Origin of the sequence: Acinetobacter sp. SM34, from assembly GCF_022012365.1 — a bacterium.
In the GTDB taxonomy this organism is placed as follows: domain Bacteria; phylum Pseudomonadota; class Gammaproteobacteria; order Pseudomonadales; family Moraxellaceae; genus Acinetobacter.
In genome coordinates this window covers 34,097-48,574 of sequence record NZ_JAKLTP010000012.1, presented here as the reverse complement: position 1 = coordinate 48,574, position 14,478 = coordinate 34,097, and the positions used below count along the sequence as shown (strand labels likewise).

General features: G+C 34.6%; 14 protein-coding genes. 10 read left to right on the top strand and 4 right to left on the bottom strand.

Going from position 1 to position 14,478, the window contains the following annotated elements:
• From LZZ98_RS11035 to LZZ98_RS11000, 8 genes are all read left to right on the top strand, one after another.
• Complete coding sequence (locus LZZ98_RS11035) at positions 1–1,944, top strand: hypothetical protein (protein WP_237787889.1); 1,944 nt, start codon at positions 1–3, stop codon at positions 1,942–1,944.
• Entirely contained in the window at positions 1,937–4,561 is a 2,625-nt protein-coding gene (locus LZZ98_RS11030) for a DEAD/DEAH box helicase family protein (RefSeq protein WP_237787888.1), read from the top strand. The genes LZZ98_RS11035 and LZZ98_RS11030 overlap by 8 nt, the downstream gene beginning before the upstream one ends.
• A 332-nt stretch (positions 4,562–4,893) precedes the next feature.
• Complete coding sequence (locus tag LZZ98_RS11025; RefSeq protein ID WP_237787887.1) at positions 4,894–5,088, top strand: hypothetical protein; 195 nt, start codon at positions 4,894–4,896, stop codon at positions 5,086–5,088.
• Positions 5,089–5,211: 123 nt separating this feature from the next.
• Positions 5,212–6,114, top strand: a complete 903-nt coding sequence (locus LZZ98_RS11020) for a helix-turn-helix transcriptional regulator (RefSeq protein WP_237787886.1) — start codon at positions 5,212–5,214, stop codon at positions 6,112–6,114.
• 96 nt (positions 6,115–6,210) lie between these two features.
• The gene (locus tag LZZ98_RS11015) at positions 6,211–7,266 is read left to right on the top strand and encodes an ATP-binding protein (RefSeq protein ID WP_237787885.1); all 1,056 of its coding nucleotides are present in this window, start codon (positions 6,211–6,213) and stop codon (positions 7,264–7,266) included.
• A gap of 15 nt (positions 7,267–7,281) precedes the next feature.
• Positions 7,282–8,580: a hypothetical protein gene (locus LZZ98_RS11010; RefSeq protein ID WP_237787884.1), complete on the top strand. Its 1,299-nt coding sequence runs from the start codon at positions 7,282–7,284 to the stop codon at positions 8,578–8,580.
• A gap of 3 nt (positions 8,581–8,583) precedes the next feature.
• Positions 8,584–10,503 carry a hypothetical protein gene (locus tag LZZ98_RS11005; protein WP_237787883.1) on the top strand — a complete coding sequence of 640 codons (1,920 nt, stop codon included), beginning with the start codon at positions 8,584–8,586 and terminating at the stop codon, positions 10,501–10,503.
• Between the two features lie 4 nt (positions 10,504–10,507).
• Positions 10,508–11,155, top strand: a complete 648-nt coding sequence (locus LZZ98_RS11000) for an OmpA/MotB family protein (protein ID WP_237787882.1) — start codon at positions 10,508–10,510, stop codon at positions 11,153–11,155.
• 53 nt (positions 11,156–11,208) lie between these two features.
• Here the strand turns inward: LZZ98_RS11000 and LZZ98_RS10995 are convergent, their stop codons facing one another.
• From LZZ98_RS10995 to LZZ98_RS10980, 4 genes are all read right to left on the bottom strand, one after another.
• Positions 11,209–11,940 carry a Fic family protein gene (locus LZZ98_RS10995; RefSeq protein ID WP_237787881.1) on the bottom strand — a complete coding sequence of 244 codons (732 nt, stop codon included), beginning with the start codon at positions 11,938–11,940 and terminating at the stop codon, positions 11,209–11,211.
• A gap of 419 nt (positions 11,941–12,359) precedes the next feature.
• Entirely contained in the window at positions 12,360–12,635 is a 276-nt protein-coding gene (locus LZZ98_RS10990) for a hypothetical protein (protein WP_237787880.1), read from the bottom strand.
• The gene (locus tag LZZ98_RS10985; protein WP_237787879.1) at positions 12,632–13,240 is read right to left on the bottom strand and encodes a hypothetical protein; all 609 of its coding nucleotides are present in this window, start codon (positions 13,238–13,240) and stop codon (positions 12,632–12,634) included. The genes LZZ98_RS10990 and LZZ98_RS10985 overlap by 4 nt, the downstream gene beginning before the upstream one ends.
• Positions 13,237–13,488, bottom strand: coding sequence for a hypothetical protein (locus LZZ98_RS10980; protein WP_237787878.1), 252 nt, complete (start codon positions 13,486–13,488; stop codon positions 13,237–13,239). The genes LZZ98_RS10985 and LZZ98_RS10980 overlap by 4 nt, the downstream gene beginning before the upstream one ends.
• A 140-nt stretch (positions 13,489–13,628) precedes the next feature.
• On the opposite strand from LZZ98_RS10980, the gene LZZ98_RS10975 reads away from it, so the two are divergent.
• Together LZZ98_RS10975 and LZZ98_RS10970 are read left to right on the top strand one after the other, a co-directional pair.
• On the top strand, positions 13,629–13,781 hold the full coding sequence (locus tag LZZ98_RS10975; protein ID WP_237787877.1) for a hypothetical protein: 153 nt from the start codon (positions 13,629–13,631) through the stop codon (positions 13,779–13,781).
• Entirely contained in the window at positions 13,774–14,052 is a 279-nt protein-coding gene (locus LZZ98_RS10970) for a hypothetical protein (RefSeq protein ID WP_213033307.1), read from the top strand. The genes LZZ98_RS10975 and LZZ98_RS10970 overlap by 8 nt, the downstream gene beginning before the upstream one ends.
• Positions 14,053–14,478: the final 426 nt, after the last annotated feature.

The following is a 14,478-nucleotide window of genomic DNA, read 5'->3' as shown; positions in this document are numbered from 1 at the left end:
GTGAAATTACTTAATGAATTTAAGCGTACTATTGCTGAAGCAACGAAAAATGAAAAAAAAATCCGTAAAGTATGGATGACGACATTCAATATCGATATTGGTTTTGTGGAAAAGTATATTTTACCTATTTTAGTCGATATGGAATGCCCTCGAAATCCGATGGATTATGAAATCATGCAACAAAAAATATTTGATCAAAATATTGATTTTAGATTGTTCTGTGATCAAAGGATTTTAAGTAGGGATAGTGATAAATTAACATCAATTCCAATTCATACCATCAATACAAAAAGTTTTAAAAATTCAGAACACTTAGGGAGACAATGTTTATTCCATCCAAAAGTTATCTTAATTGAGAATAATCGTAACGAGCTTTATATCGGGGCGGGAAGTGCTAATTTAACTATTTCTGGGTGGTCTAAGAATCGAGAAGTTTATAGTTTCCATAAAGTTGAAACCGTTGAACAATTTAAATCTATCAGACTATTCTTTAACACGATTACCAATGTTCTGAAAAATCCCCAAATTCCTAAGTTTTTAAGTCTTCCTCAATTTAAATCTAGTTCAGTACAACATTCATCAGCGAAGTGGGATTTTGTACATACTTTTTTGGATAAGGATTTTTTGAGTTTTATACTGAGTGAAGATACATCAAAATTAAATATCTGGTCGCCCTATTTTAGTCACAACATTCCAGGCTTAATTGAATTATTTAAGTTGACCTCTCCTCATTTAAAATCAGTAAAATTAGTTGCTGATAAAGCCAATGGTCATCATTTTAGAATTAAGTGGAGTGAAGAAATAGAGATTTTAATCCAAGAGAATAAACTCGCATTTTATACCAATCCTTTATGTCAAGATGATCGTCTAGAAATGACCCATGCCAAAGTTTGGCAATCAATTGGCAAGTGCTCGTCAAGATTTGCAATTGGCTCTTGGAATTTTACCCATCATGGTACGGCAAGTGTAAAAGGTAAGAAAAATATTGAGGCAGGTTTTGTATATCAGCATATTCCCAAAGAGTCGATTTTAGGCAGCAAAATAGACGTCAAAGCTACACATTTTGCCGATGATCAACTTCTCAAAGATGAACAATTAAATTTAACTGAGCAATTACCATTTCTATTAGATGTAGAATTTGATTGGAAAGACAAGACCTATACTTTGAAATTTGAGTCGCTAGATGATGATGTACTCTTAAATTTACAAATTAAATTGCCTGGGATTGAGCAAAAACAAAATTTGATGTTTAAGCATGATAAAGAACGAAATATCTTTCTAGAAAATATGAGATTTACTGTCACTAAAGATGATGCTGTTTTAAAAGACCATTTTTTTCAGATTTTTAAAAATGGTCGGTTGATAATGAAAGATATTTTTACCGAAATAAATTTTGATTATCGACGTGCTCAGCGTTTTGATAATTTATCAGATCTCATTGATAGTTTGGTATTTGAAAGAGAAGTTGGTCAAGCTGACAGTATGTCTTTACGGGCAAGCATGGCAGATCATCAAGATGTCGAAGTATTTGATGAGACTGTGGCAGCCCCTCAATCCAATGAGATCACATATTTTAGAATGTTTTTAGCATTTAAAAATTTTGAAAACAAAATTTTGAATAGCCCAAATGAAATAGATTTATATAAACAATTATTTGTGTATCCAGGATGTCTGCTTGAACTCAAGGAAAAAGTCGTTGATATGCAGTTCGAAAGTCAAATCTTTCAGTGGTTCGTTTTACAAGAGGTCAATAAATTAAAAAATGTGGCGAGTAAACATTATGCCAAGCTCAGTACCCAGAAAGAATCTATGAGATTAGAAGACTGGAATCAGCTCAATTGCGATCTCCCAAATATTTTAGCCAAAGTAAAACTCACACCACAACAGAAAAAACAGTTTAGGGCATACCTTCAACTTGTGAAGAAGAAACAAAGCTATGTATAAATATAATTTAACAACGATTAGTGAGATGATTCATTTCAATTTAGAGCATAAGGATTGGATTTATACACATGGCGCACAAAAGTCTTTAGAGGCTATGCAAGTCGAGGGTGTGTATGGACTGATTCAGCGTTTAAAGAAGCATGATGTTGCTTTACTTGCAGATGAAGTGGGTATGGGGAAGACCATTCAAGCACTTGGTGTAATGAGTCTTTTATGGAAAACCAAACCAAATGCAAAAGTTTTGGTACTTGCTCCCAACGTTGTGATATGTGATCAATGGTGTAATGAATTTGAAAATTTAAGAAATAAGCATGCCAATGAGCATCTAGCTAAAGCAATTAAACATATTCATCCAATACGCTGTAAAAACTTTATTGATCCTGAGCATGGTGTACTGAAAGTAATCAATGAAATCCAAAATGATAGGAATCAGCAAGCCTTATTGTGCTTAACGACAATTCACTCTCTAAGTGGTTTAGTGCCTGAAGATAAAAAAGATAACAGTATTGCCGTTGCCCAAAAGAAAGCCCAAGAGATCAATGAACGTATAAAGTCAGTTATGAAAGAGGGTTTTGACTTAGTCGTTATTGATGAAGCACATTACTTTAGAAACGTTGGTGGTGGTTCTCAACGCGTTGCAGCAGCGAAAGCATTATTTGGTGAGCCTAATGGCAATACACGACTAGCTAAACAATACTTATTGCTGACTGCAACCCCAAGTCATTCAAGTATTCATGATGTTAATAATATTTTAGGATTTTTCAAAGACACCCAGGCTCTATCTCCAAGTGATTCTTTAAAGCTATATGCAGTTAGACGTTTACGTTTTATGCAGGGATTTGAGGGGGCATATAACAAATATCATTACCGAAACGAGCATGTACTGGAGGCTGATTTCAAAGAAAATCCTTCGTCTGAATTATTTTTTGCACTATATCAAAAAGCACTGGTCGATGAGTACGGGGGGACAGGTGGTGGGAAATCATTTTTATATGGCTATTTAGAAGGATTTGAATCCGTTGGCCATCATAGCAAAGATCAAGAAGATGGAAGTAAAGAGTCGTTTTATACTGCACTTGATACTGACATCTTATCTCAATTATCAAAGGAGTTTTTTGAACAATTTAATCAAGCCCCTGAACATCCTAAATATGGGGTAATACAAAATACTTGTTCGCCTGAGGATTTATTTCATAAGGATCATCAAATTGAAAATGACAAAAATCTAATTTTTGTTCGACGAATACCCTCTGTGCGAGAGATTACGCAGCGTATCAATGCTGAGTATGATGAAATATTTGCAAAGCAGATTATCGATGCTTTGGCTCCAGCGGATAAAACTAATTTATTTATGCAATGGAAAAATAAGAAGTGGAGTAGAGATTTCTTCGAGAAGAAAATATCTAGTAAAAATAGCAGTGAAGATAGCTTTGAAGAAATTAATGAAAACGAATCTTTAGATGATGAAAGCCCAATTAAATCACACATTCTAGATTTATTTATTATTAAAAAAAATGATAAATCCAAAACGACAGATTGTAGTAATTTTAGAAATAGGCTAGTGGTACCTAGCAGTTTATTTTCTATATTGTTAGAGCCATCGTCAGATTATAAAACAGGAGAATATGAATATTTTTATAGTTATGGTGATTCTCAAAAGAAAGATGATTATTTATCAGCAATTAAAGACTATCGTTATAATTCTATAACTCATTCGGAACATCAGTCTAACTTTAAATCATCTTTAAAGACATTGTGGGCCGATTTGTATACGCAATTAGAAAATGATGATGTTGCACTTTATGAAACCTATAATGGTTGGTCTGATGTTGTCAAAGAAAACTTTTCACAATATTTTAAGACAGGAATTTTGTATGCAAGTCCTGTCATCGTTGAGCTTTATTGCTGGTTTGCTAAATTTGTATTGGCTAAAAAATATAATAATCGTAATGTACAGCAAAGTTATCGAAATTTCTTAATTTGGGTTCGTACCAAAAAATTACTGAAGATCTCTCTACTCTATAAATACTTTGCAGCGGCTATTTCAACATTTGAAGCTCTATGTACAAAAATAGCAGGTTTTTCTTTTTCTGAAAAATTACCACATGATGCTTGGAAGGATTTCAAACAGCTCCATAATCCAGCGTGGTATGCCAGTGGCGAGGTCCAAAATAGGAAAAGATTAATTATCGGTTTTAATAGCCCATTCTTTCCCAATGTATTATCGGCAACCCAAATTTTTCAAGAAGGTGTAAATCTACATTTACAATGCAATAAAGTCTTGCATTACGGTATGGCATGGACTCCTGGTGCTAATGAGCAACGTATTGGTCGGATTGATCGACTATTTGGCAAAGTGCATAGAGATTTGAGAGAGATAGGTCAAAAATCTGGACTACACATTTATTACCCCTATTTAAAAAATACCTTTGATCAAGAGCAATTGGCTTCATTTATAGTAAAAAAACAGAGCTTCGAGGATCAATTAGATCGAGGGGAGCAAGTTGATTTTGACAAATCTATTCCTCTTACTTTGACTAATGATTGGTTGAAATATTTACGTAAGCCGAAGCCTTTTAATGATTGTGGTAATAGGGATCCTTATCCGGCAATTTAGGGCTTTGTTGCATTAACTACCTATTGATGGCTTATTCCACTTTAGAGGTGTTTATTGGTATTGAGTATTTGGCTAAAACAAATTGGATGATTTAACCCCCTTGTTTAAGATCATCTATCAAGATAAACAAATATAAAATCTTACCGTATTTATGACTTTGAAAACTTGTAATGGTAAACCTGTAATCGCACCACCTAAAGGAGTACAAGAAGTTCGTAATGCACTCAAAGCAAGAAATAAATAATTTTATAGTACTGTGACATCACCTGTCATTTTCTTTTTCTATATTTGTCTTGTGCAGTTGAGGTTCTTCAGCCTAATCAAACGCTGAAATGAAAAGTATTCAGGAAAAGAAAATAGATATGATAATACGTTCAGGTCCATTTACTAATACGCAAAAGAAGAAAGCACTAAAGCGTCTTTTAAAAGCATTAATATTTGGAAAAATAAAATGGGCTGAATTAAAGAAGTTCTATTTAGCAATGTTACATCTAGAACGTTATTTAGAAAAGCTAAATTCTCTTTAAATTAAAATTACATTAATGTTTTTATGTGCTTTAGTGTAAATTTTTGTTTGTTTAATGTGTTATATTTCAAGTATATCAAACTTTAAAATTTTGATATATGTTTTAAATAATTAGAGAAAATTTATGCAGCGTGATGATTCTATTCATGAGCGTTTAGCTGACCGATTGGCCAATATTTTAACAAAGTTAAATATGGGCTATCAGTTAAGTACAAAAGAGCTCGCATCCGAGTTTGGGGTAAGTACACGTACTATTTCGAGAGATTTTGATCGCCTTAACACTTATTTGCCATTGCTACAAGATGATGAAACTAAAAAATATTACTTAGAAGCAAATTATTTAGGGAAAATTGCACCACAAGATATCCGTAATTTTGCTCAACTTTCTGGGATTAGTCATTTGTATCCGTCATTGGATATGTCCTTTTTACGTGAACTTTTAGATAGTCGAGCACATCATATTTATAGTGTTAAAGGTTACTCTTTTGAGGATGCGAGTCAGTTTAAAGAATTATTTAAAGTGCTTGGAAAAGCAATTCAAGAAAATAGCCAAATTGGCTTTGTATATAAAGGGGAACCTAGACTGGTTCAGCCTTATCGTTTAATTCATCATCACGGTAGTTGGTATTTGGCTGCGGTGAGAAAAAATCAACTGCGTACTTATCGTTTTTCACATATTGAACTTATGCATGCTACGCATGAATATCCTCAATTTATTCCAGATCAAAATATTGTAAAACTTGTGGAAGATGATGACAGCATCTGGTTTGGACAGGATAAACAGGAAATTATTTTATCTATTGATAGTCAGGTTTCTTTTTATTTTAAGCAACGTTCTATATTGCCCGAGCAACAAATCGTAAAAGAGTTAAATGATGGTGGATTGTTGGTTTCTTCAAAAATTAATCATGACATGCAGTTGTTACCGTTAATACGGTTTTGGATTCCACATTTAAAAATAGTGAATCCGAAGGGGTTACAGGAAGAGTTGGAAATAGATTTAAAAAAATACTTAGCTATAGCGTAAGAAAAAGGGGGGGCTATGTTAATAGAGTCACATAAAGATGATTAATGTTAGAGCATGAATTATTAAATTTTTCAAAAATTAAAGTTGGCATTAGTAATGAAAGAAATGATTAAAGAAATTTTTAATGTTGGGAATAAAAAACAAATATCAAGTATTGAAGATAATATTTTGAGTTTGGAAAAAGCTAGAGAAAGGTTACAAAAATTTCAAACAGAACGTGAAGAAAATAGCATTGCCGAAGAGTCTTCTGAAGAAAAAGAGATTCATAACTCTGTTTTTCAGATAGTACAGCCAATCGTTACTTTAGATAATGATGTGGTTTTATCAACAGCAACTCGTGTTCAATTAGATGAGGGATTGGCTAAATTAAAGTTCCATAAAACAATTTATGAAGATTGGAATTTTGGGAGTGTTGATAAGCAAGGACGTAGTGTAATCCTAAATTTCTATGGTGCTCCAGGCACTGGAAAAACTCTTACAGCAGAGGCTTTTGCTGGAAGTTTAGGTCAACCAATTATTAAATTGGGTATAGCTGAATTAGAAAGTAAATTTATGGGGGAAACCTCAAAAAACATTCAAGCTGTATTTAAAGCAGCGACTGAAGCAAGTGCGGTTTTATTCTTTGATGAAGCAGATACATTATTAGGGAAACGTTTATCTTCGGTAACACAGGGAATAGACAATGAGGTGAATGCAATGCGTTCAACCTTATTGATTGAACTTGAACGTTTTAGTGGTATTGCTATTTTTGCGACTAATTTTGCGAAAAATTACGATGAAGCTTTCAGAAGCCGTATCAGTCATCACATACATTTTGATTTGCCTGATTTAGAGGCACGCAAAAAACTTTGGGCGAAAATGTTGGTTGACCAAATTCCTTTATTAGAGTCTAAAGATGAATTTATACAAACCGCATCGGATTTATCTGATGGATTCTCTGGAAGAGAAATACGTACCTGTATGAGATTAGTTCTTCCAAAAGCATTGTTAGAAGCTGAACAGAAAAATGAAGATCCAAAAGTTAAATTAGAGCAATTACAAGAAGTAATTGGTCGTATAAAGCAAGCCAAAGTTGAAGTTGCAAATAGTGAAACGAAATTAAGTGCTAAGGAAATTAGTACAGCGAAATCATTATTGGGTGTAAATAAATAATCAGGGGGGGTAAAAATGGGCTTTTGGAGTTCAGTGGGATCAGCAGTTTCATCAGCTGCTAGAAGTGTCAGTTCAGCAGTATCTTCCGTAGGTAGAGGAATCTCATCTGCAGCAAGTGCAGTATGGGATACAGCTAAAAGTGCTGCAAGAAAGGCTGTGGATTGGATGGCTGACGAAGCTGAAAACTTCGTAGGGAAGGTGAAAGATGTATGGAAAATGGCAAAACCTTGGGTTGAGAAGATAGCTCCATATATTTCCAAAGGGATAGCATTACTCCCATTCCCTTGGGCTGGAGCTGTTGCAAAGGCTGTAGAAAAGGGAATTCAGGCACTTTTAGCATTAGAGAATAGCCCAATCTTGAAAAAGGTTGAACAGGCTATTATCTGGGCTTCCAATGCTGCCAAAACTTTTAGAGAAATGTACCTGACACCTAAAGATGTAAAGGAAGCTGAACAGCGTCAACAAGACTTGCAAGAAGCTATGGATGCGATGAAAACTGAAGAACAGCGTCAATCTGTTCGTTTTGCAGCTGTGATTAATGATTATGTTCTAGTGCAAACTCATATCCAAGAAATTCTTGAAAAAGATACGATCAAGGATTTCTCACATTATCTACGTTTACGTGCAACCCAAAAATTATTAAGAGCTGCGGAAAAAACTTTAAGTACTGCTCGTAATCTAGATGAAATTACAGCAGATGATTCATTCCTATTACGTGTAGGGGCAGATCTGCTCGCAGAAAATCCAAATCTTAGCGATGCTGATGCGGAGAAGTTAGATAAAATTATTAAACGCCGTTTTAATGGTAAATCGTTAGTTCCGTTTGTTTTTGAAGAGTTAATTTGTGCTTGGGAAACCAAATTACAAAATATGGAATCAAAATGGACACAGATGAATAAAGAATTAGCGACTTTAAAACGTCAAATAAAAGAGCTTGAAGTGAAAATGCAAATTGAATCATTGACTTCTAATGAAGAAGCACAATTGGTTAATTTAAAAAATGATGCAAAAAATACCTCTTACCAACTAACTCAACAAGCAGAAGAAAATCGTGCAATGCAAAGCTATGTTCACGCTGCAGAAGGTTTCCTTCAAGTTTTAGAGAAAACTGCTGAACAATTTGAAGAAGAAGGTCTTGACTATATCGTAGATGACGTTGCAACTGTTGGACGTCTACTGGTTGAGTGTGCTCAGCATGGTAAACAATGGAATGAGCTAACAGAGGATGAGCAAAGCCTTATTACTGACTATGCGAATATTTTCGCAGAAGACAGTAAAAAACGAACTCAAGAGTTAGTTGAGGCAGAGGTCTAATTTATGGAAATTTTGAGTTTTTTACTTCCTTTTCATTTGTCTCCATTTAAATTAGATGCATTACCTAGTATTTTCTTTTTTGTTATTTGGGGCCTTTTCTTCTTCACAATTTTTAGAGTGTATCAAACAGCAAAGCCTGAGAATTGGGAGCATAATTGGTATGGTGGCAACAAAAATAATCAGTCAAAAAAACTAGATGCCGAACATGGCTCCGTTATGGAAATTAGCGAAGCTGTTGCAACACCATCTGAAAAATTGGCAGATATTATGCCTGGCATGATTCTGATTATTGGTTTGTTGGGTACATTTTTAGGTTTAGGGCTTGCCTTAGATAAAGCATCTTCAATTCTCACGGGTGCTAATGCATTGAGTAATATGGATGCATCAATGGCGAACCTTATGCAAATGCTTGAGGGATTAGGGACTAAATTTAAAACATCTACTTGGGGATTACTTGCTTTTATTCTTTTAAAAGTCATTTTATCTAAAAATGGTTATGAAGAACGTCGCTTACGTTGGTCAATTGAAAAAGTGAAAAGTGAGCTCGATATTGTTCGTGATCAGAAATTACAAGAGGATCGTAACAATAATAATAAGCTGATTGATTGTATGCAAAGTATAGCTATGCAATTTGAACAAACTGTTGCAAAAAATCAATCTACTAATCAAGAACAACTCAAGCAATTAACTCAGCATACTCAAGACACTATTAAAGCCATTCAGCTTAGTCATGATGAACAGTTAAAACAGCTACATTTAAGTAATGAAGAAAATGTACGTTCTTTAACTTCACAATCTAGGCTTATAGAAGGGTTAGTTGAGAATACACAGCAAAATCATGCTTCTCATCTAGAACAAACAGGGAAATTTTTATTATCATTTGAGCAAAATAGTAAAGATCATCGTTCATTGCTTACTCAAAATCATTCTGGGCAAATAGAAACTTTAAACAAACAGTCTACATTGCTGGAAAAGAAATTCGATCTTTTAGCGCAACAATCAGTGAGCCTAATCGAATTAGTTGGAGAGCAACATAAAGAAACTGCACAATTGCTCCAAGATAATGTAGCTCAGAGTGTTCAGACGCGTAATGCTATGGTTGACTTCATTCATAAGAATGAAGAAACAGTTATTAGACTAGGAAAGGCTGCTGAAGGCATGTCTCAAGCCGCATCGACAATGGGGACGTCAGCGAGCCAACTACAAACTGTTATTGATAGCTTTAGACAGAATATGGAAGAAGTCATTTCTTTGATGAAAAAAGACTTGAACTCTACCATTTCTAATATGAATACTAGCTTTAGCCAAAATATGACAAAAATGTCAGATAATCTCAAATTATCTATTGGTGATATGAGTACAAGCTTCAAAAAAAATATGTCTGAAATGTCCAAAGGTTTAGGTGATGCAACTCATGATATTTCTAATGCGGTAACTAGTTTATCTACAAGTGTTGATAAAACGATGAATGAAGTTACTGCTACGATTGGTCAATCAATGGAATTGCAGACAAAAGCACAAAAAGTATTTTCTCAGAGCACGAATACATTAAATGAATATATTGAAGAGATGACAGGTTTGGTTAATAAGTTGTCTGGAGATATTACAGGTGGCTTAAAAGCTGTTTCAGAAAGTAATCGTCAAGTGATTGGTCTGGGTAAACAAATCAAACTAAGTAGCGAGGATCTTACACAAACAGTGGGGAACGTATTTAATGATTTGTCTCAAAATCTCGATGCTCTTAATAGTTTGAAGCCTACACTAGAAAATTTAGCAAATGGTATTGTTTTACAGAAGGCAACATTGGAAAGGATGGAGTCTCAGAATTTAAAGCAAAATAGTTCTCAAAAGAAAAATGAAAAGATTAAGAGTGGTAATGTAAATTCTGCTATTTCACAGGCGCTACTGGGTTGGAAGGATTGAGTGAATGAAGGATAAGCCAAGTGAGTGGGTATCCATTTCAGATCTTATGGCTGGTGTAATGGCTGTCGTAATGTTGCTGCTTGTCATGTCAGTTCTACAAAAAACTTATGCAGAATTAAAGCATAAGCAAGAGTTAGAGCAGGGGGGGGCTGCCCAGCAGAAAAGAATTAGTGAGATGTTAACGGATCTAAAGAATTCTGTAGATGAAACAGGAGCGAGTAATTTAATTTCCTTTGACATCGCTGATGGAAAAATCACATTAAAAGAAAATATTTTTAATGTAGGCAGTGCTTGTATCACACCATCGGCAGCTAAAACATTCAAAAGCCTCGATCAACGTATCGTTAGTTTTTTAAAGGAAAATCCGAATGCCTCTGTTTTTGTTGAAGGACATACTGATAATTCAGTTGTAAAGCAGCCTGTTCTTGACTTTAAGGAAAAATGTACGGTTTATGATGACAACTTTACGTTATCTGCGGCTAGAGCAAGAGAAGCTAGAAAACTAATCATTTCAAGTTTGGATTCTAAAGATGCAAATCGGGTTATCGTTGCGGGTTATGGTGACTCTCGTCCTCTAAATGGTATTGATCCATCAGATGGAAGAAATAGACGGGTAGAAATTCAGTTTGCAGTATCAGAAAGTAGTAAATAACAATCTAATACATCCCTTATCTCATCGTCTTAAGACGATGAGATAAGGGGTTTTTATATTCCTAAGACTACTTGATAGGGCTTAAACCCTTCCAATACAGCATCTGTAACCAGCTGAATAAAATTCTCAGTTTTTCCATAAGCCATCCATTGATCTAATGCTTCATAGTAAGCCAAACGATTTTCTACTGTAATCACACAAGGCGGATAGCCTGCTTTTAAGAGTTCAAGATTCATCAAGAGACGCGATGTACGACCATTCCCATCAATGAATGGATGTATGCCTACAAAATCTGCATGTACTTTAGCTGCACGTTCAATAGCATGCAGCTTATGCGCCTCAGAGTTGTACCAATCGACAAGCTGAGCCATTTTGTCATTCAATAATGTATAGTCGGGTGGGGTAGTTGTAGCACCTGAAATCAATACGTTTTGTTGGCGATAACGTCCTGCATTGTCATCATCAATATTTTTTAGAATGAGCTGGTGGATATTTCGAATCTGCCATTCAGAAAAAGGCTCTTCTTTACGAATAATATCTTCAACATAGTAGATAGCATTTCTATGGTTGATTGCCTCGAAATGTTCTCGTAATGCTTTTCCACCAACAGTTATGCCTTCTAAAACGACTTTGGTCTCTAGCAAAGTAAGTGTATTGCCTTCGATTGCATTCGAGTGATATGTCCAACGAACAATAAGATCTTCTTGTAGATTTTTTACAATTGCAGGGGAAAGAGGACGATGCTCATCTAATTTTGTCTTTAAAGCATCAATATTTTCAAACATAATCTAACCCTTGAAGTTGTATTCTTGAATGATACATGAAAAAAACAAATACAAAAAAGATGATGTTATAACATAATGATTTTATTAGGTTGTAAGGATGTTAGAACCCATATACTGTTTAAAATGCTAATTGAAAATTTGAAGAACATTTCAAACTGATTCAATATACTGAATTTGATATAGGTCAAAATTACGTCACTAAATTTCAAATTATCAATTTGAAAAAGTGAATAGTATTTATACGGTATTTTTTACGGTAAAAGCTATTCTGGTTTAATTTTTTATTTATAAAAATCAATATTATATGTTTTGTTTATGGTGCGCGCTGAGCGCACCACAACTTATTATAAAATCAATAACTTATATATACTTTGGCGTAATATTGGCGTAATCCATTTTTTTAGACAAGAAAAACCCTGCTATATTTTGCGGGGTCTACTTACTGCTTTTTTCAAATCTTCCGGCCTTTCATTTAACCAGTCAGATAATTTTTTCAAGTTCCATCTTCGGCCTTTTACAGTTTCTGTAACATACTTTAGTTTTGGGAATCCTTTTAAGCAAATAATAGATGTTTTGAAATATCCTTTTTCATAACTTAAAAAACTTAAAAATTCTGCCGCCTGATTATCTGTCAACCAAATGTCTGAAGGTGGTAGGGCAACAATAAAGTTACCTATGTTTGCCATTGCTGTCATTGATTCACCTCTATACAACTTTCTATATCTGGCATCTTCATAAAAGTAATCCAATGCGTATTTACTGTTGATGTGGTGTCAGCATTCGATAAGCCCACAAGGTCAGCAGCCACCTGATCAACCAGAACATCAAGTCGAGCCAGTTCAATTTTCACTAGGTCGATATTCAGCAGCGGAAAACAAGGAGCGAACAATTCAGGTTTAGTTTGAGCGTTCATGATAGGTCTCCATAAGTTGCCAATTGCATTGCAACTCTTTCTCTTTTTCTCTTTTTCTCTTTTAGCTAAAGCTTCTGCTTCTGCTTTTTCTTGCTCAAGCTTTTCTATTTCAGCTCTGCACTCAGCTACAGGTTTGTAGAAATCTTGCTGCCAAGGGCCTTTATGAATCCAACCATAAAATTCAGTCCAACCAGGGTGACCACCAAGAATTCCATAAACCTGAATACAACCATGTGGCGCATTAATTCCCCCTAGTTTAATCTGAAAACCTTTAGGAACGACAAATATTTGGAATGTTTGTCCACGAGCATGGTGATGAGAAAGAAGGTAGAGATTCCCATACTGAGCAGATTTAAATAAACCTGCATATTCATGTGCACCATTCATTTCCCCACCTCCATCTGAAACTTAACTGTCTGCACAGCTTGACGATCTGCATCATCTGAACAGTTGCGAACTGTAAATAGGGTTGAAACAACGGTGATGCCAATTAAAGAAATAGCAGCAAACTCTTTTAAAACCGCCTTAACCTTGGCAACTTTATTTGCCTTAGCAATCTGCTCACTTGATGGTGGCTGTTGGTAAAGAATCCCTGTTGATGGGATGTGGCTAAACTCTGGGGTTTGACTATCCAAAAATATGAAGTTGTGCGATGCCACAGATCAGGCTGAAGTGTATATACGGAAGCCAAAGAATTGAATTTAAGAGCTCACTAAATAGGGGGCTTTTTTAATGCCCTGAGAAATGTTCTGTGTAAGCAATATCAGGGCACCTTATGGCGGCTTCCCTTATTCGTAGTGGTTTAAGATTAATTGCCGCCACTAGATTTTTTTTGATCACAAATTTATATAAAAAATTAACAACACAGAAAGATGGCACTTCTATAATTCTTTGGAAAAAAATAAAAAGAGTTATTGGAAATGTCTAAAATTTTTATATTAAAAGAAGTAAAAGCTATAAGTCGTTGTGGTATGAAGATAGTGGTAAAGCGGGTGTTTGAAAAGATTTTCAATGAATACGGAACAAAACCTGTATGTGTACCTTTGCCTCAAATAGTGATTAATGAAAAGGTGATTGGTCTAAATGATGAAAATACTTTTATTCATCCTGGAACAAAAAAAGAGTTCAGGGTGACAAAAAATGAAGTAATGTTTAAATCAAAATTGCCATACCTTAAAAAGAAAAATAACCCAAAGTAGACGAGTAAAAACAGTTCCTGTGCATTCTCAATACTTTGTAAATCAAAGCATGGTGATATATTTTTTTTGCTCCAAAGAGAAAGTGCAATAAAAATAAAAAAGATGATACCCCGTACTAGTCCGCTTAGCTTCCCCAGGTTAAGCGGACTTTTTTAATATTTAACAAATAATTAATTATGTTTTTATAATATATTGATTTATTTTGTATTATCTTAATTTTTGGAATATTCAGCCAGTGAAAACTATTTGAATAGTGTACAAAATAACCAATAGAAACTGCTGTAGTTTCTGAATGACCTCCCAAGGTCCTTAGTTTATAAGCCCACATCACTTTCCTTGAGTGGGCTTTTTTTTTGCATGTGGGAAAGCTGTAGACCTTATTTAATTCCAATTCCCAATAGTACTGTATGTTTAGATTGTGAGTTG